The sequence below is a fragment of the Paenibacillus sp. S-12 genome (assembly GCF_030363895.1).
Classification (GTDB): domain Bacteria; phylum Bacillota; class Bacilli; order Paenibacillales; family Paenibacillaceae; genus Paenibacillus_B; species Paenibacillus_B alvei.
Genome location: NZ_JASIUF010000005.1, coordinates 530,991 through 550,532, shown reverse-complemented (window position 1 = coordinate 550,532; position 19,542 = coordinate 530,991). Strand labels below are relative to the sequence as shown.

20 protein-coding genes are annotated in these 19,542 nt (G+C 49.1%); 1 reads left to right on the top strand and 19 read right to left on the bottom strand.

The annotated features are described in order from the left end of the window. Positions 1 to 151: 151 nt before the first annotated feature. A complete protein-coding gene (locus NO352_RS05360) occupies positions 152 to 1,696 on the top strand; it encodes a YifB family Mg chelatase-like AAA ATPase (RefSeq protein WP_289355035.1) in 1,545 nt (514 codons plus the stop codon). A 10-nt stretch (positions 1,697 to 1,706) separates the two neighbouring features. On the opposite strand, the gene NO352_RS05355 is transcribed toward NO352_RS05360, so the two are convergent. The 19 genes from NO352_RS05355 to NO352_RS05265 form a co-directional block, all read right to left on the bottom strand. Beyond that, positions 1,707 to 2,081, bottom strand: a complete 375-nt coding sequence (locus NO352_RS05355) for a YraN family protein (RefSeq protein WP_289355034.1) — start codon at positions 2,079 to 2,081, stop codon at positions 1,707 to 1,709. A 102-nt stretch (positions 2,082 to 2,183) separates the two neighbouring features. Beyond that, positions 2,184 to 2,495: an EscU/YscU/HrcU family type III secretion system export apparatus switch protein gene (locus NO352_RS05350; RefSeq protein ID WP_289355178.1), complete on the bottom strand. Its 312-nt coding sequence runs from the start codon at positions 2,493 to 2,495 to the stop codon at positions 2,184 to 2,186. Positions 2,496 to 2,608: 113 nt separating this feature from the next. Next, a complete protein-coding gene (locus tag NO352_RS05345) occupies positions 2,609 to 4,624 on the bottom strand; it encodes a DNA ligase (RefSeq protein WP_289355033.1) in 2,016 nt (671 codons plus the stop codon). A gap of 131 nt (positions 4,625 to 4,755) precedes the next feature. Next, positions 4,756 to 5,415, bottom strand: a complete 660-nt coding sequence (locus NO352_RS05340; RefSeq protein ID WP_005551923.1) for a ribonuclease HII — start codon at positions 5,413 to 5,415, stop codon at positions 4,756 to 4,758. A gap of 121 nt (positions 5,416 to 5,536) precedes the next feature. Continuing rightward, the gene (ylqF, locus tag NO352_RS05335) at positions 5,537 to 6,415 is read right to left on the bottom strand and encodes a ribosome biogenesis GTPase YlqF (RefSeq protein WP_289355032.1); all 879 of its coding nucleotides are present in this window, start codon (positions 6,413 to 6,415) and stop codon (positions 5,537 to 5,539) included. Between the two features lie 32 nt (positions 6,416 to 6,447). Next, positions 6,448 to 7,071 carry a signal peptidase I gene (gene lepB / locus NO352_RS05330; protein WP_005551920.1) on the bottom strand — a complete coding sequence of 208 codons (624 nt, stop codon included), beginning with the start codon at positions 7,069 to 7,071 and terminating at the stop codon, positions 6,448 to 6,450. A gap of 121 nt (positions 7,072 to 7,192) precedes the next feature. Beyond that, a complete protein-coding gene (rplS, locus tag NO352_RS05325; protein ID WP_005551919.1) occupies positions 7,193 to 7,534 on the bottom strand; it encodes a 50S ribosomal protein L19 in 342 nt (113 codons plus the stop codon). 140 nt (positions 7,535 to 7,674) lie between these two features. Further along, positions 7,675 to 9,468: a hypothetical protein gene (locus NO352_RS05320; protein WP_289355031.1), complete on the bottom strand. Its 1,794-nt coding sequence runs from the start codon at positions 9,466 to 9,468 to the stop codon at positions 7,675 to 7,677. Between the two features lie 159 nt (positions 9,469 to 9,627). Further along, positions 9,628 to 10,203: an RNA 2',3'-cyclic phosphodiesterase gene (thpR, locus tag NO352_RS05315; protein ID WP_289355030.1), complete on the bottom strand. Its 576-nt coding sequence runs from the start codon at positions 10,201 to 10,203 to the stop codon at positions 9,628 to 9,630. A 232-nt stretch (positions 10,204 to 10,435) separates the two neighbouring features. Then, positions 10,436 to 11,239, bottom strand: coding sequence for a tRNA (guanosine(37)-N1)-methyltransferase TrmD (trmD, locus tag NO352_RS05310; protein WP_268622114.1), 804 nt, complete (start codon positions 11,237 to 11,239; stop codon positions 10,436 to 10,438). Between the two features lies 1 nt (position 11,240). Further along, positions 11,241 to 11,759 carry a ribosome maturation factor RimM gene (rimM, locus tag NO352_RS05305; RefSeq protein ID WP_005551914.1) on the bottom strand — a complete coding sequence of 173 codons (519 nt, stop codon included), beginning with the start codon at positions 11,757 to 11,759 and terminating at the stop codon, positions 11,241 to 11,243. A gap of 155 nt (positions 11,760 to 11,914) precedes the next feature. Next, positions 11,915 to 12,145, bottom strand: coding sequence for a KH domain-containing protein (locus tag NO352_RS05300; protein ID WP_005551913.1), 231 nt, complete (start codon positions 12,143 to 12,145; stop codon positions 11,915 to 11,917). Between the two features lie 23 nt (positions 12,146 to 12,168). After that, complete coding sequence (gene rpsP / locus NO352_RS05295) at positions 12,169 to 12,441, bottom strand: 30S ribosomal protein S16 (RefSeq protein ID WP_005551911.1); 273 nt, start codon at positions 12,439 to 12,441, stop codon at positions 12,169 to 12,171. 67 nt (positions 12,442 to 12,508) lie between these two features. After that, positions 12,509 to 13,891 (bottom strand): signal recognition particle protein, encoded by a 1,383-nt coding sequence (gene ffh / locus NO352_RS05290; RefSeq protein WP_005551910.1) that lies wholly within the window; start codon positions 13,889 to 13,891, stop codon positions 12,509 to 12,511. 19 nt (positions 13,892 to 13,910) lie between these two features. Beyond that, on the bottom strand, positions 13,911 to 14,270 hold the full coding sequence (locus NO352_RS05285; RefSeq protein WP_268622113.1) for a putative DNA-binding protein: 360 nt from the start codon (positions 14,268 to 14,270) through the stop codon (positions 13,911 to 13,913). Between the two features lie 154 nt (positions 14,271 to 14,424). After that, positions 14,425 to 15,060: a PAQR family membrane homeostasis protein TrhA gene (gene trhA, locus NO352_RS05280; RefSeq protein ID WP_268600431.1), complete on the bottom strand. Its 636-nt coding sequence runs from the start codon at positions 15,058 to 15,060 to the stop codon at positions 14,425 to 14,427. A 570-nt stretch (positions 15,061 to 15,630) separates the two neighbouring features. After that, the gene (locus NO352_RS05275) at positions 15,631 to 16,587 is read right to left on the bottom strand and encodes a GNAT family N-acetyltransferase (RefSeq protein WP_268622112.1); all 957 of its coding nucleotides are present in this window, start codon (positions 16,585 to 16,587) and stop codon (positions 15,631 to 15,633) included. A gap of 110 nt (positions 16,588 to 16,697) precedes the next feature. Then, positions 16,698 to 18,059: a (Fe-S)-binding protein gene (locus NO352_RS05270; protein WP_289355029.1), complete on the bottom strand. Its 1,362-nt coding sequence runs from the start codon at positions 18,057 to 18,059 to the stop codon at positions 16,698 to 16,700. Continuing rightward, positions 18,056 to 19,471 (bottom strand): FAD-binding oxidoreductase, encoded by a 1,416-nt coding sequence (locus NO352_RS05265; RefSeq protein WP_289355028.1) that lies wholly within the window; start codon positions 19,469 to 19,471, stop codon positions 18,056 to 18,058. The genes NO352_RS05270 and NO352_RS05265 overlap by 4 nt, the downstream gene beginning before the upstream one ends. Positions 19,472 to 19,542 lie beyond the last annotated feature (71 nt).

The following is a 19,542-nucleotide window of genomic DNA, read 5'->3' as shown; positions in this document are numbered from 1 at the left end:
GTTTCAATTATCAGATCACATAAACAATAGGCCTATTGCATTCTATTAAACTAGCTAGATTATCTGCATTTCAATAACGAGCGTTGATAAGGAAGCACCTTTCCCTCGTATTCCAGCATTGTGCTGAGAATGACGATAGAGAGGTGTTTTTATGTACGGAAATTTGTGGGGTGCCTCTGTATATGGTGTAGAAGGCAGACTCATCCATGTGGAAATTGATATTTCTCCCGGTTTGCCGCAGGTCAGTATTGTAGGTCTTCCCGATGCTGCAATTCGTGAATCCATCGAACGAGTAAGAGCGGCAATCCGCAATTGCGGCTGGAAATTCCCTCTGGAGCGAATAACGATTAATTTGGCGCCGGCCGATCTTCGCAAGGAAGGAACTTCATTCGACATCGCCATGGCGGTAGGACTGTTATGCACAAGCGGACAAATTCCCACTCCTCCCTTTCAAGATATGCTGCTCATTGGGGAGCTAGCGTTAGATGGTTCTACCCGAGCCGTCCCTGGTGTCCTGTCTCTCGTCGATGAGGCACGAAGAAAAAGATTTACCCGCGTAATTGTACCAGCCGACAATGCTGCTGAGGCAGCACTTGTAGAAGGTATTCAAGTATTCCCCCTTCGCCACCTGAATGAATTGAAAGATGTACAACATGTGGGAGATCTGCCCATCGCGATCCGTGACAAATGGGGGATGGTGTCGAGTGACATGGAAGAAGAAGGACTAGAAACGAATACCGAGGATTACGCCGATGTCAACGGCCAACTGCATGTAAAGCGCGCATTAACCATCGCAGCTGCAGGCATGCATAATATACTGCTTAGCGGCCCGCCGGGAACAGGCAAGACCATGCTTATCCGGAGGCTGCCGTCGATTCTACCACCTATGAATGAAGAAGAAGCACTCGAGGTGTCGAAAATATATAGTGTGTCAGGAAAATGGAATCATGATGGTGCAGGTCTGATAATGAAGCGTCCCTTCCGTTCGCCCCATCATTCCATTTCTGCTGCCGGGCTTATTGGCGGCGGCGCCATTCCTAAGCCTGGGGAAATCAGTTTGGCTCATCGTGGTGTTCTATTTCTAGATGAATTGCCCGAATTTCCGCGTCAAGTGCTTGAAGTACTGCGGCAGCCGCTCGAAGAACGCAGCGTCACAATCGGTAGAGCACGCGCCGTCTTCCGCTTCCCTGCCCATGTGATGCTCGCGGCATCGATGAACCCTTGTCCTTGTGGATATGCAGGCTCCACCACTGACGAATGCAGATGCTCACAAGGGAGGCTCGAGCAATACAAAAGCAAATTGTCAGGCCCGCTACTCGATCGCATAGATGTACAGGTGGATGTGCCTCGATCACCAATATCCGATTGGAGCAGCAACAATCTTAGCTCGGAGGAAATGCGTAGACAGGTTATGCATGCCCAGCTTGTGCAAGCAAAGCGATATCAAGACATAGGTATCCAGTTCAACAGCGAGCTGTCAGGGTCTTATTTGAAGAAATTTTGCAGCATGTCTGATAACGCAAGGCGAATGCTGCAGCAGGCATATGATCAGCTTGGCATGAGTGCACGGGCTCATGATCGCCTTTTAAAGATGTCTCGGACGATTGCGGACATCGAGGGCAGTGAAGTTATTGAAGTTCCGCACGTGGCGGAAGCGATCCAATACCGTACGTTGGATAGACGGCACAATCTTTGACTCATGCGGCTTAAAATGCCCCTTGAAAAAGTTCTATCTTAGGTATAGCCCCTGATTGAGACGAATAGGTAACGGCCACGGCATCGAAGCGCACATGAACCTCATCCAGACGATATCGATGCATATAAGCGGTAGCAACTGCTCGCACCTTGCGCTGCTTGCGCCAATCAATGGCCTCAGCCGCACCGCCATAACGCAGCCCCTCGGTGCGGCTTCTTACCTCTACAAACACCCAGATATCGCCATCTTTAGCTACGATGTCAATTTCGCCTGATTTGCAGCGCCAATTCACATCAACAATAAGGTAATTCAGCCGTTCCAAGTAGGCAATTGCAAGCTGCTCGGCCTCTGCTCCCCGAGCGCGGCGGTTGAGCTTTTTCGACATGGCTCTCTCCTCCTTGCATTCTCCACGATGGAAGAAGTCGCTATGTCCATTGAAGACGCCAAAGAACTCGTCCTATGAGTATGCGGCAACTTCATCAGACGGTTACGATCTACGATTGATCCCCCCCTTATCCGCACGTTGATCAGCTTTATAGACGAAGGAGAGCACTTCCGCAACCAATTGATACAGAGCAGGCGGAATTTGTTGATCGATGTCAAGCTTGGACAACACCTCAACTAAGGAAGCATCCTCTTGAATAGGCACTCCGCTCTCCTTCGCTTTATCGAGAATCCGCTCAGCGATTTGGCCATGTCCCTTCGCAACAACAACAGGCGCATCCCCCTGCTCGGGATTATAGGTAAGGGCAACCGCCTTTTTACGAGGAGCGGCGCTCTCATTCGCTGACGCATTCATTGCCTCGCGAACGCCTTGACGCGCCTCCTGCTGATTCCAATAACTCGTTCCCGAGTTCGGTGATGGCTGTACGGGCTCAACAGAAGCTGGCCGAGGGATAGATGATTTATTCTTCATATTTTCATATCCACCCCTTTATATGGCTTAGCCGCATAATCATCCATGCTTATTTCCGATGTTGGCGCCGGCACCGTATCGGAGCTTCGTTCTGGAAGCGGCAGTGTTCGGAAGGCGGACATCTGATAGCCGATACGCTCCAATGCTTCTTCCGCCTCGCCTCGTAATCCCTTTATCCATTCTCCAACCCGTTCATCATCATGATGGATATGCAGGGCAACCGCATTGTCCACGACCTGAACGTCAACTAGTGTACGTCCTAGCGTCTTCATGTTCAAGTCGAACCAGAGACGGCAATTTCCTGCATCAAGCTCTCCACGCTTGCTCTGACGGGACTGAATATGAACAGCTGCCGTTTGCTTGCCATCTGGTGTAACAAGTGGAACAAACAACGTAATATGCGAAAATGGCGCTTGCCGATCAGAAGCAAGCAGCAACTGCTGGCCTGTAACATGCTGTACAAGCTGCTGTGCTGCCTCACGAAGTGCGTGAGGGACACCTTCAGCTTGCAGCAAATGAAGCAGGGCGCTTTTCAGCGATTCGCCCACTGCAACTCCCTGCTGCGTTGACCCAGTTGCCAATTGGGAGATGTCCAACTGAGCAGCACCCGGAGCAGTAGATGCCGCGGAAATAGGCGGATGAATGGCAGTTTTTGCTGCGGCCGCTCCTGCAGCCGCTTCTTGTGGCGCGATATTACGTCCTGTTCCACCGTTCACTGCTCCCGACTTGTCTGATGGAGTACCATTCGTATTTGATGCTCCGGTTGGAGCATTCGAAGCCGATGCCGTAGATGGTGCTGCAGTACCTGAATGCAGATCTGGCCGTCCTCCACCCGTAAGCCCGCTATTTGCAGAGGCACTCGTATTAGCGGAAGAAGCTGCGGCATTGCCTCCGCCAGTTGTAGACTGCGCGCTGTCCCCCACCGCCTGCTGAGGCTGTGATGTGAGTTCCATCACCGCAGCTCGATGAGCCTGCTGTTCATGCGATACGCCCAGCAATTGAAGCATTCTTCCAATCCATGCACCAGCTTGAATAGACGGCTGAGAAGTCGAAGGAGCTCCAGCGGTTCCTGCAGCTCCGCTGCCACCTTGAGCGAGTTCAGCATGTGCTCCTTCCCCGCTCTTCGCTGCCCCGCCTGATGCCGGTGTCGCATTCAGCATGGCTCCGCTCGTATTTTTGTTCTGCTGCTCATTAACAGGCGAAGTGCCAAACTGACCTACTGCACTGCCTGCGGCATTACTATGCCCATTCCCATTCACAGCAGCGCTCATTCCGCTTCCACTGCCTTGCTGCTGACCTCCAGTCTGTAATCCCTCTGCGAGCAGCGCCCTTACAAGTGCTTGCGCCTCGCGCAGAGGCTGCGTCCACATACTGCCTGACTGCGAGCCAGTGTCCGTCGTCTTGCCCATTAACCCGCTTTCTAAGGCAAGTGAATCATCTCCTGCCCGCATAAATACTGCAAGCATATCTGTAAGCGGCTTACCGAAAAGCGCCTGTCGAAGCCCGTTTAACGTATCCGCTGTAAGCGGCAATTGACGCCGCAGGGCAAGTCCCGCTGCCTGCATCCACTCCGATGCCGCAACACCTGGAGGTTTCGCGGCCATCGCTTGGCTTAGCTTCGAGGCAAGTTCCTTCGTCAACGGCAAGCCGGCCTTCTGCAAATCCTGCAGCAGGCGGCGTGCCCACGGTTCATCTGGCAGACCCGATTGCTTAAGTGCTTCCTCCATGGACGGCAGCGCAGCAACAGAAGGCCCGTCTGTTGGCTTCAATATAACCAATCCATCTGACTGCTGTCCCTGCACTCGCATCCATGTCGTCTGACCAGGCTGCATTGGCGCATCCAATGCAGCACGCACGGGAACACCATTCACCGATACGACTGCCTCACGGCCATTTTCGGATACTTCTGTTACTGTCGCGCGCACGACTTGACCTGTCTTTAACTCCAATGAACGCTGCTCGCCGGGTCTCGCCTCCCCAGCCAAGCCTCGTACCAATTGTGATATATTCATATTCATCCCCCGTCCTCTGCAAATAGCTAACTTATATATCGGCATAGAGTGGGCGGATGATGAGCATTATCCGCAGCTCTCTTCATACCTTTCACATGAACCAATAAGCATTAGGTAATACGCTCAAGCAACTAGAATAACGTCAGCTGCTCCTCTTTAGGAAATAAAGAGGATAAAAAGCTCTTCCGATGCATGGGGGTAGGGCCATGGATGAGCAGTTGTTCACGATGCATTTTTGTTCCATATCCCTTATGTACAGCAATCCCATACTCTGGATATCGGTCATTCCATTCCCCACTGCATAGACGATCACGCGTTACTTTAGCTATGATTGATGCGGCTGCTATCGATTGGCTGTTGGCATCTCCTTTAATAATAGCCTCCTGCGTAAAAGGTAAATCGATCTTCTCTGCATCCACAAGCAGTACCTCAGGCTGTATGTCCAAAGTTTCAACCGCCTCTTTCATGGCACGGCGGGCTGCCTGCTTAATATTAATCTGATCGATGGTTGCAGCATCCACATGGGCGACTGACCACGCAACTGCTTCCGCGATGATGATATCATACAGTTCATCACGTTTCTTCTCTGACAGCTTCTTCGAGTCATTTATGCCCTCTATAATAAGACCCTCAGGCAAAATGACGGCTGCTGCGACGACATCACCGAACAGACAGCCACGACCGACCTCATCAATCCCTGCGATATGTCGAATGCTGCGTGCCCAATACTGCCGTTCCCAAGCTAATAAGTCAATCGGCTCCGCCGCCGTTTCCTGCTTTTTTTTCCCCATTTGAATAAGCTCCTCTCCTGCCTGTCCAAGCAACACTGCCCTGCCTAAAGAAATAGCGCCGTACACCCTTCGGCGTTAACGGCGCTATCCCATGCTCTTACTCACTGCGTCTATCGAACAGCTAATTCACCATAAAAGAGTATGGCTCTTCGAATGTAAGACGTCCCAGCTTGCCGGAACGCAGCTCTCGCAAAATAATGCCGGATGCCTTCTCTAGGTCGACTCTCCCGCCGCCCATCAAGCATCCGCGCTTACGTCCAATGTCTTCCATCACACGTACCACTTCATCTGAATCCTCCACATCAATGGCATCGCCAGTAATGCCGAATCGTTCAGACAACCGCCCCCAATAATGGGATGCAACATATTTCAGCGCGTAGAACGCGATATCTTCCACATTTAATATTTCTTCGCGAATTGCTCCGGTTGTCGCCAACCGGTAACCTACTTCCTGATCCTCAAACTTAGGCCACAAAATCCCCGGAGTATCGAGCAGTTCCATTTCAGAACCTACACGAATCCACTGCTGCCCCTTGGTAACGCCAGGGCGATCCCCAGTTGCAGCTACCGTTCTTCCAGCCAGTTTGTTAATGAGTGTAGATTTCCCCACGTTAGGAATCCCAACAATCAACGCACGTACTGGACGCGGTTTCATTCCTTTTGCTATTTGCTTCTGGAACTTCTCTTCGAGTAGTTTGCGCGCTTCCCCAGGAATCTGCGATACATTAATGCCTGTTGACGCATCGACGGCAATTACAGCGTGGCCTTCATTGCGAAAGTATTTCATCCATTTCGCCGTCACGTCTGGATCTGCTAGATCGCATTTGTTCATAATAATCAGACGCGGCTTATTGCCGAGTATATCGTTAATCATCGGATTGCGGCTTGACATAGGCAGGCGCGCATCCAACAGTTCGATCGCTACATCTATCAGTTTTAACTTCTCCTGGATCTGACGTCGCGCTCGCGTCATATGACCCGGAAACCATTGGATTGACATCGCTATCCACCTCCTTAGCAGCCGTAACTCAATTAATGATGCTGAATCAACTTAACATGCGAGATCGGCCAGAAAATAACATCCGCACGTCCAATGACGTCTGTTAACGGAATGAATCCAAGCATGCGGCTATCGGTACTGTTGCTCCGATGGTCACCCATGACGAAGATATGTCCTTCTGGAACTTTGTTCGGCTGAGTCGAATCACTTGGGAAATTACGGTCATTATATAACATATCGTTCTTATGAGCTTTATCTATTGCTTCCTGTATGTACGGCTCTTCTACCTTTTTGCCGTTCACGTACAAATCGTCACCACGATAATCAATCGTATCGCCTGCAACGCCGATAACACGCTTAATTAAATCGCGGTTCTCCTGTGGAACATGGAATACAACGACTTCTCCTGTCTTAGGTTGTCTGAACTCATACAAGATCTTGTTTACGATAAGCCTTTCACCCGTCCAGAAGTTAGGTTCCATAGAAGGACCATCAACTATAAACGGAGCGAACAGCAACCATCGTACGACAACGACAAGGACAACGGCTATCGCAATCGCTTTTATCCATTCCAACAATTCGTTTTTCTTCGGGCTAGCTGGCTTTTCAGCCGTTTCTTCCGTATTCGGTTGCATCAATTGGTCGTTTTGATCCATTCGCTGTGCCCCGCTTTCTCCTAGGATGCGTATTTGAAGTTCACGTCATGCGCAATGCGCAGTCCAATCCATACAAATAGCAAAAGGGAGCTTGCAGTCAAGCAAGCCCCCCGGTTGTTCCTTAACGGATTTCTTTGATTCTCGCTGCTTTACCGCGAAGGTTGCGAAGATAGTACAGCTTCGCACGACGCACTTTACCACGGCGAGCCACTTCGATTTTATCGATTTTCGGAGTGTGAAGCGGGAACGTACGCTCAACACCTACACCGTAGGAAATTTTACGAACAGTAAACGTTTCACTGATTCCGCCACCACGACGCTTAATAACAACACCTTCGAACAACTGGATACGCTCGCGAGATCCCTCGATAACTTTAACATAAACCTTCAAAGTATCACCGGGACGAAAGCTTGGAATATCCTTGCGAAGCTGTTCTTGCGTAATCGCTTGTACGATATTCATCTAGGACTCCCTCCTTCCACACAGGTGTTCTTACATCTCAGCACGCATTGCACGTTCGCCTCATCGTATGCAGAGGACCACCGTATTCCAAACAACGAAATTAATTGTAGCATACGAATGAATAGAACACAAGCGCATTTTTAGGGCTTGGCCTCTTTCCAATAATCATAGGCGTGAATCATAAATCCTGTATAAGAAGAGTGTTCCGCAAGCATTTCAGGAAGCTTGTCAAGCTGCTTGATCATCTCTTCTGCCCCTTTATCGTAAAAGGAAATATGCTCGCCCTCAAAACTCTCCTTCATCTCGACAGCAACAACAATCCGCTTGCCTAAACGATCTGCCATTTGCATCTCCTGCTTCACCACAGCGACGATGCCATTACTTCCTTCTGCCATATTGCGAAACGCCATTAGCGTTACATGATCCATATGTCCTATCATCCATTCACTTATCGACAATTCCGGCTTATCCGGCAGGAAGGTTCGATCCAGCCATACAGCAAGATCCACGCTTATCTCTAATTTAGAATCCGCCTTGACTGACTGGGCGAAAACGTTCATATTTTCTCTCCATTGCGCAACCACATCGTCCCTGCTGCTGCTCCATTCCGGTAAAACATACGGTTCCACGTCCAGATGTATACCATAAAAGCGTTCTTCTGGTGCAACAGCCTGATTGTAACGCTTCACATAATCGACAAGCTTCATAATTCGCTGTCTGTTCTCTGTTAGCGCCCAAGCCGGATGCCCTCCCATAGCATGCATCTCAATGCCGGCATCGTGCGCCTTCTTCACGAATGAGCGATATGCGTCGAACGGCTGTTGCAGATCCAATCGAACATATAAATAGTTAATCCCCTTTTCCTTCGCAAACGCAATAATGTCATCAGGCTGGTTTATCGCTAACTCCGCCTGCCATACATAGGTACCAACAACCGTGCTATTACGCTCCATCAGTGGCGGCATAGGCACCGAAATCTGACCTGGATCGGGGTCAGGCTTTGGCAGCGGTTCGGGATCTGGCTTCGGATCAGGAAGTCCGCCTGCATCTCCATCCCGCTCCAGCATACGGTTCCAATACTGATAATCATGAATGGCAACACCTGTGAAGGAGGCATGATGCTCTAAACGCTCTGACACCTGCTTAAGCGCTGCATCCATTGCCTGTATACCTGCATCATAAAACGTAGTGTGCGTTTCAGTCATAGGCTTTGTGTTAACCCCGATGAAGATAGACTTCCCGAAGCGATCTGCGATTTCCATCTCATTCTGCACAAGCTCGATAATCCCATTACCGCCATCAAGCTGTTGGCGATAGGCCATTAACGTCACATGATCAAATCGGCTAATAATCCACTCCGACAGGGAGGTACTTTGTGTATTCGGCACCATTATGTTATCGAACCACACCGGCATATCAACACTGATTTCGAGGCTGCCGCGGCCTTTGACAGCATCGATCACATGCTCCATATTTTCCGTCCAAGAGCGCAATACCGGCTGTGGATCAACTTCCCATTCAGGGAGAACATAAGGCTCCACATCCAAATGAATGCCCTTAAATCGCTCCGCAGCAGCAGAGCTTTGATTATAAGCACTTACCCAATCCACTAGCTTCATTATCCGATCCCGATACTCACGCAAAGCCCATAAGGGGTGTCCTGCTAATCCGTGTACTTCAATTCCAGCTTGTCCCGCCTGCCTCAAAAACCGACGGTATGCCGCTTCTGGAACCCTCCTATCCACATGCAAATACATAACGTTAATGTGATTCTTTTTTGCAAAATCAATCAGTTTTTCCGGTTCGTCCTCTATCCTCTCCGCCTGCCATATCCAAGTCGCCTTTCGCGTATCGCCCGGCTTTGAAAAACCGACCATAAACAGTGCGGTCATCACAAGCAGAAGCAATCCGATACGCGAAGCATTTCTCTCCACGATATCCCTCCATTCACGATTTATTTCTACCATTTTCGACATTCTTAAAATGGTTATTTCATTATAAATGTGCAAGATTGGAAAATATACGTGAAGATGGACCTGTTTTAGACAACCCGTGTAATGCGCATCCAACTATTTTATTGCATGTACAATAGACTATCGTTGACCTAACGTGAAGGTATGCAATCGTTCGTACATAGGACTTTGATTCATATGAGTCCGGAAGAGCACTATCTCTTCCCCCATCCATTGATGCGAAGGGAGTGGTTCGCTGATCATAGAGAATGGATGCACCTCTCCACCTCGATACTTGCGCGCTAGCGTAATATGGGGACGATAAGGACGATCCTCTGGCTCGAATCCTAGCGGTGATACCGCAGCACCTACACTATGGTTCAATTGTCGCAGCCTGTCGATTGCACCTCCGAGACCAACCCACAGCACACGAGGCGCTTCTTTTGTCCCAAAGCTCCCTATGCCCTCGAATTGAAGCTCAAAAAGATCTGTTTTTCTCGATACCTGCTCCAAAGCCTGAACAATCCGAGGAGTAGCCTCCTCGTCTGCTGCACCAAGGAATTGCAAGGTTATATGTAAATCCTGCGGATGTACCCATTTGGCAAAATGCCAATGGCGTTGTCCTGTTTTGCACCATGCATCAAGCACATGAACAGCTGACTCAGGCAGCGGCATTGCAATAAACAATCGCAATTGACGGTTCTCACTTTTACTCATAACGTCTCCTCATTTCCTCCAGATTCAACACGATGTAATACCACCTTAGATCAACATTGTCCTCCAAATACGGTTATTATGGTCAAAATAACAAAATTCTTTGCGGTTTCTATCAAAAAAAAATTCCAAAAAGGCTGCGAATCTATGACTTAACTACATAGATTCACAGCCTTCTATTGTTGACCATGCGTGCAACTATTCACCCTGATCATTTAACCGGCAGACCACAGCATTATGCATGAGTCCCATTGGTTTCATTTTTCAATCGTTCTATCATTTTTTTATCTTCCTTGCTTAGTTCCACATGCTCAAGTAGGTCAGGACGTCGTTCAAGCGTCCGCTTCAACGCTTGTTCTCGCCGCCACACCTCGATATTCGCATGATGACCGCTAATGAGCACATCGGGCACCTTCCAGTCACGGAACTGCGCCGGACGGGTATAATGCGGATACTCCAGCAAACCTGTACTAAATGAATCGGTTACTGCCGACATCTCATTGCCTAGAACGCCTGGCAACAAACGAACTACCGAGTCGACTACCGTCATTGCAGGAAGTTCCCCACCTGTCAGCACATAGTCCCCAATGGACAATTCATCTGTTACTAAATGCTCGCGAATGCGCTCATCATACCCTTCATAATGACCACACACGAAGATTAAATGCGACTCCTGTGCCAGTTCCTCCGCTTTCTTCTGTGAGAAGCGTTCCCCTTGTGGACACATTAAAATAACTCTTGGTTTGACAGCCTCCTGTAAGCTTTCTTCGCTCTGATCCTTCTTATCGGCCAACCGCTCTGCTGCCGCTTTTGCGACCAGATCCTCAACCGCCGCAAAAATCGGCTGCGGCTTAAGCACCATACCGCCTCCACCGCCATACGGATAATCGTCAACGGTTTGGTGCTTATTATCAGAATAGTCGCGGAAATTGACCGTGTTAATCGTAACATGACCATTCTCGCGCGCTTTGCCTAATATACTGGAACCAAATACCCCTTCACACATTTCCGGAAAAAGGGTCAACACATCGATACGCATCCTATATTAGTCCTTCCATAATATGAACCTTCACAATCTTCTCCTGCACATTAACCTCTAGTACAACATCGTCAATTACCGGCAGCAGAATGGATTTCCCTTTTGCCGGCTTAACAACCCAGACATCATTCGCACCTGGGGACAATATCTCCTCAATAACCCCAAGCTCTTCTCCTTCATCTGTGACGACTTTACATCCGATGATCTCATGATAGTAATATTCGTCATCATCGAGCTCGTCCAGCTGTTCTTCACTTACTTTCAGCACCCAGCCTTTATACTTCTCGACATCATTAATGTTGTCGAACTGTGTGAATTTCACGATGTACATATTTTTATGTAAACGCGACCGTTCAATCGTAACCGGTACGTTAATGTTCGAATCAGGCTGCTGCAAAATTAGCTCGCTCTTTTGTGCAAAGCGCGTCTCCGGAAAATCAGTTGTCGGGATAATTTTTACTTCTCCACGAATGCCGTGCGTATTGACTAGCTTGCCGACATTGAACATTCTTTGAGACATATCGTATCCTCCTGCCATGTATTTACCATTTATATCTATCTATCGTTAGTGCCCGGAAGCAGAAGCTTCCGAACAGCCTTCTCTCTAGTGTAACACAAACTGCCCTATGCATACGAAAAAGGGCTAGGACTTCATCCTAACCCTCTTGCGTACTGTTATGAAATAATGTCCACGGCAACTCGTTTTGGAACTTTGACTGCTGCCGATGTGACGACCGTACGAAGCGCCTTAGCGATACGACCTTGCTTGCCGATAACCATACCGACATCGTCGGGATGAACGTGAAGCTCATACACGATGACATGGTCTTTCTCCACGACGTCCACACGGACCTCCTCCGGATGATCGACCAAAGCGCGTGCAATTACTGACACTAACTCTTCCATTCGCGACCCTCCGAACGGCTAGATTATTTCTGGTTTTTCAGCTCATGGAACTTCTTCATTACGCCAGCTTGGCTAAGCAAGTTGCGAACCGTGTCAGATGCTTGAGCACCAGTTTGCAACCATTTCAGCGCCTTTTCCTCGTCGATGTTAACGACTGCTGGTTGAGCTACCGGATTGTAATGACCGATTTCCTCGATAAAACGACCGTCACGCGGGGAACGGGAATCGGATACAACGACACGATAGAATGGTGCTTTATGAGCACCCATGCGTTTCAAACGGATACGTACTGCCACGAAATTCACCTCCTAAACAGAATTCGAATCAACAAGCGAGCTTGTTGCAGCTCCACTTCTTTATTTCTTAACGGAAAGGAAATCTCATTCCTTTGCCAGCCTTGCCTGCTTTGCTCTTCAAGTTCTTCATCATCTTCGGCCCTTTCGGGCCCATCATGTCGGAGAACTGCTTCATCATCCGTCGCATCTCATCAAATTGCTTGATAAGACGATTCACATCAGCCAGCGCAGTTCCGCTGCCTGCTGCAATCCGTTTGCGACGACTGTGATTGATTAAGTCTGGATCTTGGCGTTCTTCGTTCGTCATTGAACGGACAATCGCTTCGATTCGACCCATTTGACGCTCATCCACCTTTAGATTTGCATTTTGCTTCATCTTATTCATCCCTGGAATCATATCCAGGATCTGATCGATTGGACCGAGCTTCTTCACTTGCTGCATCTGCTCAAGGAAATCATCGAATGTGAAGGCTGCATTGCGCATCTTCATTTCCATTTCCTTGGCTTTCTCTGTATCGATATTCGCTTGTGCCTTCTCGATCAAGGAGAGCATGTCCCCCATGCCGAGAATCCGCGATGCCATCCGCTCTGGATGGAACGGCTCCAGCGCATCCATTTTCTCGCCAAGTGTAGCGAATTTGATTGGACAGCCAGTTACTGCCTTGACAGACAAGGCTGCACCACCGCGCGTATCGCCATCGAGCTTCGTCAGCACGACACCCGTAAGCTCTAGCTGTTGGTTGAAGCTATCCGCTACGTTCACCGCGTCTTGACCTGTCATCGCGTCGACGACGAGCAGCACTTCATCCGGCTTCGCTGTAGCATGAACCTGCTTCAGCTCCTCCATCAATGCTTCATCGATGTGCAGGCGGCCTGCGGTATCGATAATGACATAGTCAAGATGGTTCTCCTTGGCATGCTCCAATCCACGACGAGCGATCTCAACCGGACTTACTTGATCACCAAGTGCAAATACCGGAACCTTAATCTGCTCGCCTACAACCTGAAGCTGCTTAATCGCAGCTGGTCGATAAATATCGGCAGCGACAAGAAGCGGCTTATGATTCTGCTTCTGCAGCATCTTAGCCAGCTTACCAGATGTCGTCGTCTTACCAGCACCTTGGAGACCTACCATCATAATGACAGTTGGCGGCTTGTTGGCCTTAGCCAGCTTCGCAGCTGTGCCACCCATCAATTCCGTCAATTCCTTATTAACGATGTCGATAATGACCATGCCCGGTGTGAAGCTCTGCATCACTTCCTGACCTACGGCCTTCTCTTTCACCTTGCCAATGAATTCCTTGACGACTTTAAAGTTAACGTCGGCTTCAAGCAGCGCGAGGCGCACCTCGCGCATGGCTTCGTTGACGTCGTCCTCACTAACTTTACCTTTGCCTCTTAACTTGCTGAATACATTCTGTAATCGGCTCGTTAATCCTTCAAATGCCATATTATCTCACCCCGTTCCCTTAATCCAACGCCTGCAGTTCACGGACAATCGTCTGCAGTTCCGCGCGCTGCGGGTCGGGTATGGTATCCATATCGTTCAATGTATGTTGCAGCGTCATCACGATCTCTGTCCGACGCTCGAACTTCGACAATAAGCCGAGCTTGCTTTCATAAGATTCAAGCGTCTGCTCCGCCCGCTTAATATGTTCATATACCGCTTGGCGGCTAATGCCGAAGTCGGCTGCAATCTCGCCTAATGAAAAGTCATCTTGAAAGTAACATTTTAGGAACGTCTGCTGCTTCTCAGTAAGCAGTGGTTCATAGAAGTCGAACAGCATATTAATGCGGTTCGTCTTAGCAAGTATCTGTTCCTCGTTCATACGGGCCACCCCTTTCGTAAAGGAAAAACACTTTACAGCCCATCGACGTTTCTTATCATACCGAAATCACAGCATCATGTCAAGGGTTGAACCTTAACAAGGAGAAAAATATTTTTGAAGCCTTTCATTCGGTGATCGGAGACGACTATTACTCCTATATCACATAACGGTAAATACATATAAAATGCAAGATTGAACCAGCCAAAACGAACAAATGCCAAATGGCGTGATGATAGGGCAAGCGGCGCCATACAAAGAACGGAATGCCCGCTGTATAACATCCCCCTCCCATGACTAGCAGCATAACCCCTTCAAACGGTATCGCCTGCATTAAGCTGTCCCATACCGTTACCATGAGCCATCCCATTACTGCGTAACCAATTGTCGAAAACCACATATGGCGGCCTGTATAAAAAGCTTTATAAATCATGCCGACAATCGCAGTTCCCCATATTAGGCCAAACAACTGCTGGCTGAACTCATCCTGTAATACAATCAACATAAAAGGCGTGTAGGTTCCAGCAATAAACAAATAGATCGCCATATGATCGAGGATGGTAAATCGGAACTTAGTCCTGCCCTCCGGCATACTGTGCATCATCGTCGAGGTTGTAAACATAATAGTCAAGGTAATTCCATACACAGAAGCCCCGATGACATGCGCTATCGTTCCACGCTCCCATGCAGCGCCAATCAATACTCCAAGCGCCCATAGACTGAACAATAATCCGGCAGCATGGGTAATCACGTTCGCCCGTTCCTCCCCAGATATATTGCGTCCCCACTTCATAAGTCGCTCCTCCCCGCGGCACTCTAGCTGCCTGCTGTGCATACGCCCATATTCACGACGGATCACATTATATGCGGAGCAGACATCGTCGGTGAGAACAGGGAGACGAGTCGGTTCGTTGTTTAACTTGTACAGGCTCTTCATAAATAGGATGGCTTTCTCTTGCATCATCCAAAGACTGCACAGCCGCATCCTATTAATAGGACGCAAACACTTAAACAATACGTCAATAACGTGCAATTATATTTATTCCCCCATTATAGATAAAACCCCAGCACGTATGGATCTGCCAGGGCTTCTTATAGCTGTTATAGCTGTGCCGAAAACGATGGAAATATCCCTCCCAACGAGAAATCGAATCAGATGTTGCCATCTACCTATCAGCTTAGTCAAAATAGGTAGAGATTCCCGTTCTGCCCGATAGTCGCAACTAGACTTTGCCGCAGTTAACTCCATATTTCCAGCATCGTTTCTATACTTTAGGAAATGTTCAAAAAGCACGCTTATGATCACGATGATATATGAAGGCAATATCAGCACGGCCTTTTTGAACTCTCCTTTTCAATTTGCTTACAGGGCCTTGCTCATTAGGTCGTAGCTCTTCCACGTATGGAATCCAAGCTTCGCATAAAAGTCAACCAGTTCTGTCCAGTCAATAACTAACTGGCGCATGCCGCGTTGCTGTAATTCTGCAATGCCCGCCTTAACTAAGCCGAGACCGTATCCTTTGCCGCGGTACTGATCATCTACGCCGAGCGGCCCAATGCCGCCTAACGGTTCTTCGAAAAGCGGTGCCCAATACGTATTTTGTGCAATAAGCGGAGAGTGCTCATCATTGACGCGACAGAAGCCTATCATTTCACTGCCCTGAAACAATCCAATGAACTCTCTTCCCTGTCCTCCGCGCTCCCAATAGCATTGTGCTTCATACAGCCATCTTCCCGGGAAGCAGCGGCGGAAAAATTTCAGCATTTCTTCCTTGTCCTCTGGTTCGAGCAGCTTAATAATCCCTCCATCTGCAAAGTCAGGGGTTGCCAACAGCTCTGTCTTTTCGGAAGACAGCATATCGCTAACCTCGTAGAGCTGCTTAAATCCTCTCTTCTCCAGCCATGGGCGATGCATGGACAGCGCCTTCGGCAGTCCCGGTACATAATGCCACGGATCGCGTCCAATAAACACTTGAGAAGCGCCCGCTTCACGCAATGCCTGTTCGGCCCGTGCGAGCAATTCGGAGCCTATCCCCTGCCCCCTTGCTTCGGAACGAACGACAAGAGCTTGAATCCAGCCTCCTCCTTCTCCAAGCTTCATCTCACGTTCTGTTTCCTGCCATTTCTTTGCAATGATGAAACCAAGAATGGAGCCGTCTGAATTTTGGACGATCCAGGAGCCAGGAAAGTAAACGTTTACATCTCGAAAGCTATTTTGCAAAAACAGCTGTTGTCTCATTGGGAACAGATCGCCCAGTTCACGGTTCCACAGCTCGCACATTGGATCCGCCCATGCTTCATTAAGTGGAATGACGTTCACATTCAACCCCTCCTACGATGAAGTCAATCTTCCCCGCAAATTGACTGCATTGATGTCTGTTACTATTTTATGAAATATTATTACAATATAATTATAGGTAATGTGAAATATTACTTCAACATTTTTTCCGCAAAATAATCTACGACGTGCATGACCTTCACTTTTTCAGCTACACCGTCCCGTTCTACGCCAACCTTCATCTGCATCAGGCATCCGGGATTGCTCGTCAAGATAATCGAGGCCTGCGTATCGCGAACGGCATCCATCTTCCGATCTACGATTGAATTCGCCATGTCTGGCTGTACAATGTTATAAATACCTGCGGATCCGCAGCATACATCTGCGCCTTCCAATTCCTTGTACTGTATGCCCGAAATACGGCGGATCAATTGACGAGGGCCATTGGATGATCGCATTACATTTCGCAAATGGCAGGAATCTTGATAAGTAACGGTTTCAGCAGCTTCTTCTGCTCTCGTTCCACTATTGCCTAACGGCATAACCGGGAGATTGCTCCAACGCTGTGAACGCATAATGAGATCACTGATATCCTTCACTTGCTTCGCAAATTTTTGGGCCGGCTCCACCCACTCCGACTCATTCTTCAGCAAGTGATCGTACTCAACGAGCAACGCTCCACATCCGCCAGCATTGGAAGCAATGTAATCAACGCCAGCATCTCGGAATGCCGCAATATTTTGCTTAGCTAAATCCCTAGCCGTAGCCGTATCGCCTCCGCCATGAGCAAACAACGCGCCACAGCAGCCCTGTGCTTCTGGAATAATGACGTCATAGCCGGATTCCGTCAGCAAGCGGATCGTATTCACGTTCGTTTCGGTGAACAAAACGTCCATAATACAACCGCGGAACAGCCCTACTGTACCCAGCTTCTCGCCCTTCGCCAAGAAATGCCGTCCACCCGCCCGCTTCACAACACCTTGACTGTCCGCTTCCGGCAAAATGCGCTCCATCATTTGCATTTGCGGAGGAAGCCACCGAAGCAGGTTCTTCTTGCGAGCAAAGCTTTGCAAGCCAGAACGCTGATAGGTTTGCAACAGCTTGCTTATTCGCAGCAGACGATTGTGTTTCATAAATACGGGGCGTGCAATGCGTTTCAGTCCCTTGACCGCCGTCGGCGGATTATGATGCGCATGCATCGCCTCTTTCGTCTGCTCAAGCAGCTGTCCGTACTTGACGTCTGAAGGACATACCGGCTCACAAGCTCTGCATCCCAAGCACAAGTTCATCTGCTTCTGGAACGATTCATCCGGCTCCATAATGCCATCGGCTACTGCTTTCATGAGGGCAATGCGTCCGCGTGGAGATGCTGCCTCCAAGCCAGTCTCTTGATAAGTCGGACAGGTCGGCTGACAAAATCCACATCGCATGCAGTTCATCATCTGCTCGTAGTCGAGCGTCTTAACGAGCTCCTTCTGCAGTAGATTGTTCGCCTCTGATTGTTGTTGACTCATCGGGAGACCACCAGCCTTTTACGAGCAGCTTTGGCAAATATTTTGCCTGGATTCATAATGCCATTCGGATCGAAAACTTGCTTGATCCCTTTCATGATATCGATGCCTGCAGATCCCACCTTCCATTCCAGATACGGAGCCTTTACCGTTCCTACACCATGCTCGCCTGTAATGGTGCCGCCTAGACGAATCGCTTCCTCGAAAATATCCGCAAATGCTTGCTCAACACGATGAATTTCATCTTCGTTGCGAGCATCCGTTGGACAGGTTGGGTGAAGATTTCCGTCTCCGGCGTGACCGAAAGTACAGATGTTCACTCCATATTGTTCGGCGATGCGATTAATCGCAAGCACCATTTCAGCGATCTTCGAACGAGGAACGGTTGCATCCTCCAAAATCGTCGTTGGACGAATACGCGCCAATGTAGACAATGCACTGCGACGAGCCTTCATCAGTTGCTCTGCCTCCATTTCATCCTTCGCAGTCTGGACGCTGTCTGCACCGTCCTCGTTGCATATCTTTGCAATCGCTTCCATATCGCGCATGACAACGTTCTCGTCTTGTCCGTCCTGCTCAATAAGCAGCACAGCCTGCATATCCGTTGGAAGGCCGATGTGATTGTACTCCTCAACTACGCGAATCGTTGGCTGATCCATAAATTCAAGTGTAGCTGGAATAATGCCCGCGCCCACGATCCGAGATACACTGCGTGCAGCTGCATAAATATCCTTATAGGATACGAGCATCGTCTTGCGGATGCCCGGCGCTGGCAGCAGCTTGACCGTAGCTTCCGTAATAAGTGCCAAAGTTCCCTCCGAGCCGACCAGCAGCTTCGTTAAATCATAGCCGGCAACGTCCTTGTACAATTTCCCTCCCGTACGAATCACTTCACCGGACGGCAGCACCGCCTCAAGCGCAATCACATAATCCTTCGTCGTTCCATATTTCAAGCCGCGCAGTCCCCCGGCGCCCTCCATAATGTTGCCGCCCAATGTCGATATGGACATGCTGCTTGGGTCTGGCGGATAGAACAATCCCCGCTTCTCGACCTCACGATGGAATGTCTTCGTGTTCAATCCTGGCTGGAACGTTGCTGTAAGATTCTCCGTATCCATTTCAATAAGCTTATTCATTCGTGTCATCGCTACGACAATTCCCCCTGCTACAGGAACAGTACCGCCGCACAAATTGCTTGCAGCGCCTCTCGGCACAATGGGAATACGGTATTCATTCGCTGTGCGCAATATTTCCTGAACATCCGCTGTCGATTCCGGATATACAACAGCATCGGGCAAAGACTGCATCATTGGCGTAGCATCATACGAGTGTGTGACCAGGCTTTCCTTATCATCGCGATACCGCTCAGGCCCGAGCAGTTTAAGCAGCCGCTCACGTGCTTCATTGGCTATCATGAATGAACTCCTCCTTGATGTCTTGGTTCCAAGTCAACATCTGAAGTGAACGATTCAACCTAATCTTCCAC

Coding starts and splice junctions, on each gene's coding strand:
- NO352_RS05355 (WP_289355034.1), bottom strand. CDS start 2,081: ATGTCGAAAAAGCTCAACCGCCGCGCTCGGGGAGCAGAGGCCGAGCAG.
- NO352_RS05270 (WP_289355029.1), bottom strand. CDS start 18,059: ATGAGTCAACAACAATCAGAGGCGAACAATCTACTGCAGAAGGAGCTC.
- trhA (WP_268600431.1), bottom strand. CDS start 15,060: ATGAAGTGGGGACGCAATATATCTGGGGAGGAACGGGCGAACGTGATT.
- NO352_RS05360 (WP_289355035.1), top strand. CDS start 152: ATGTACGGAAATTTGTGGGGTGCCTCTGTATATGGTGTAGAAGGCAGA.
- NO352_RS05265 (WP_289355028.1), bottom strand. CDS start 19,471: ATGATAGCCAATGAAGCACGTGAGCGGCTGCTTAAACTGCTCGGGCCT.
- trmD (WP_268622114.1), bottom strand. CDS start 11,239: ATGCGTATCGATGTGTTGACCCTTTTTCCGGAAATGTGTGAAGGGGTA.
- NO352_RS05345 (WP_289355033.1), bottom strand. CDS start 4,624: ATGAATATATCACAATTGGTACGAGGCTTGGCTGGGGAGGCGAGACCC.
- rplS (WP_005551919.1), bottom strand. CDS start 7,534: ATGAATATCGTACAAGCGATTACGCAAGAACAGCTTCGCAAGGATATT.
- ffh (WP_005551910.1), bottom strand. CDS start 13,891: ATGGCATTTGAAGGATTAACGAGCCGATTACAGAATGTATTCAGCAAG.
- NO352_RS05340 (WP_005551923.1), bottom strand. CDS start 5,415: ATGGGGAAAAAAAAGCAGGAAACGGCGGCGGAGCCGATTGACTTATTA.
- NO352_RS05300 (WP_005551913.1), bottom strand. CDS start 12,145: ATGGAAGAGTTAGTGTCAGTAATTGCACGCGCTTTGGTCGATCATCCG.
- NO352_RS05350 (WP_289355178.1), bottom strand. CDS start 2,495: ATGAATGCGTCAGCGAATGAGAGCGCCGCTCCTCGTAAAAAGGCGGTT.
- NO352_RS05285 (WP_268622113.1), bottom strand. CDS start 14,270: ATGAACGAGGAACAGATACTTGCTAAGACGAACCGCATTAATATGCTG.
- lepB (WP_005551920.1), bottom strand. CDS start 7,071: ATGGATCAAAACGACCAATTGATGCAACCGAATACGGAAGAAACGGCT.
- ylqF (WP_289355032.1), bottom strand. CDS start 6,415: ATGTCAATCCAATGGTTTCCGGGTCATATGACGCGAGCGCGACGTCAG.
- rimM (WP_005551914.1), bottom strand. CDS start 11,759: ATGTCTCAAAGAATGTTCAATGTCGGCAAGCTAGTCAATACGCACGGC.
- thpR (WP_289355030.1), bottom strand. CDS start 10,203: ATGAGTAAAAGTGAGAACCGTCAATTGCGATTGTTTATTGCAATGCCG.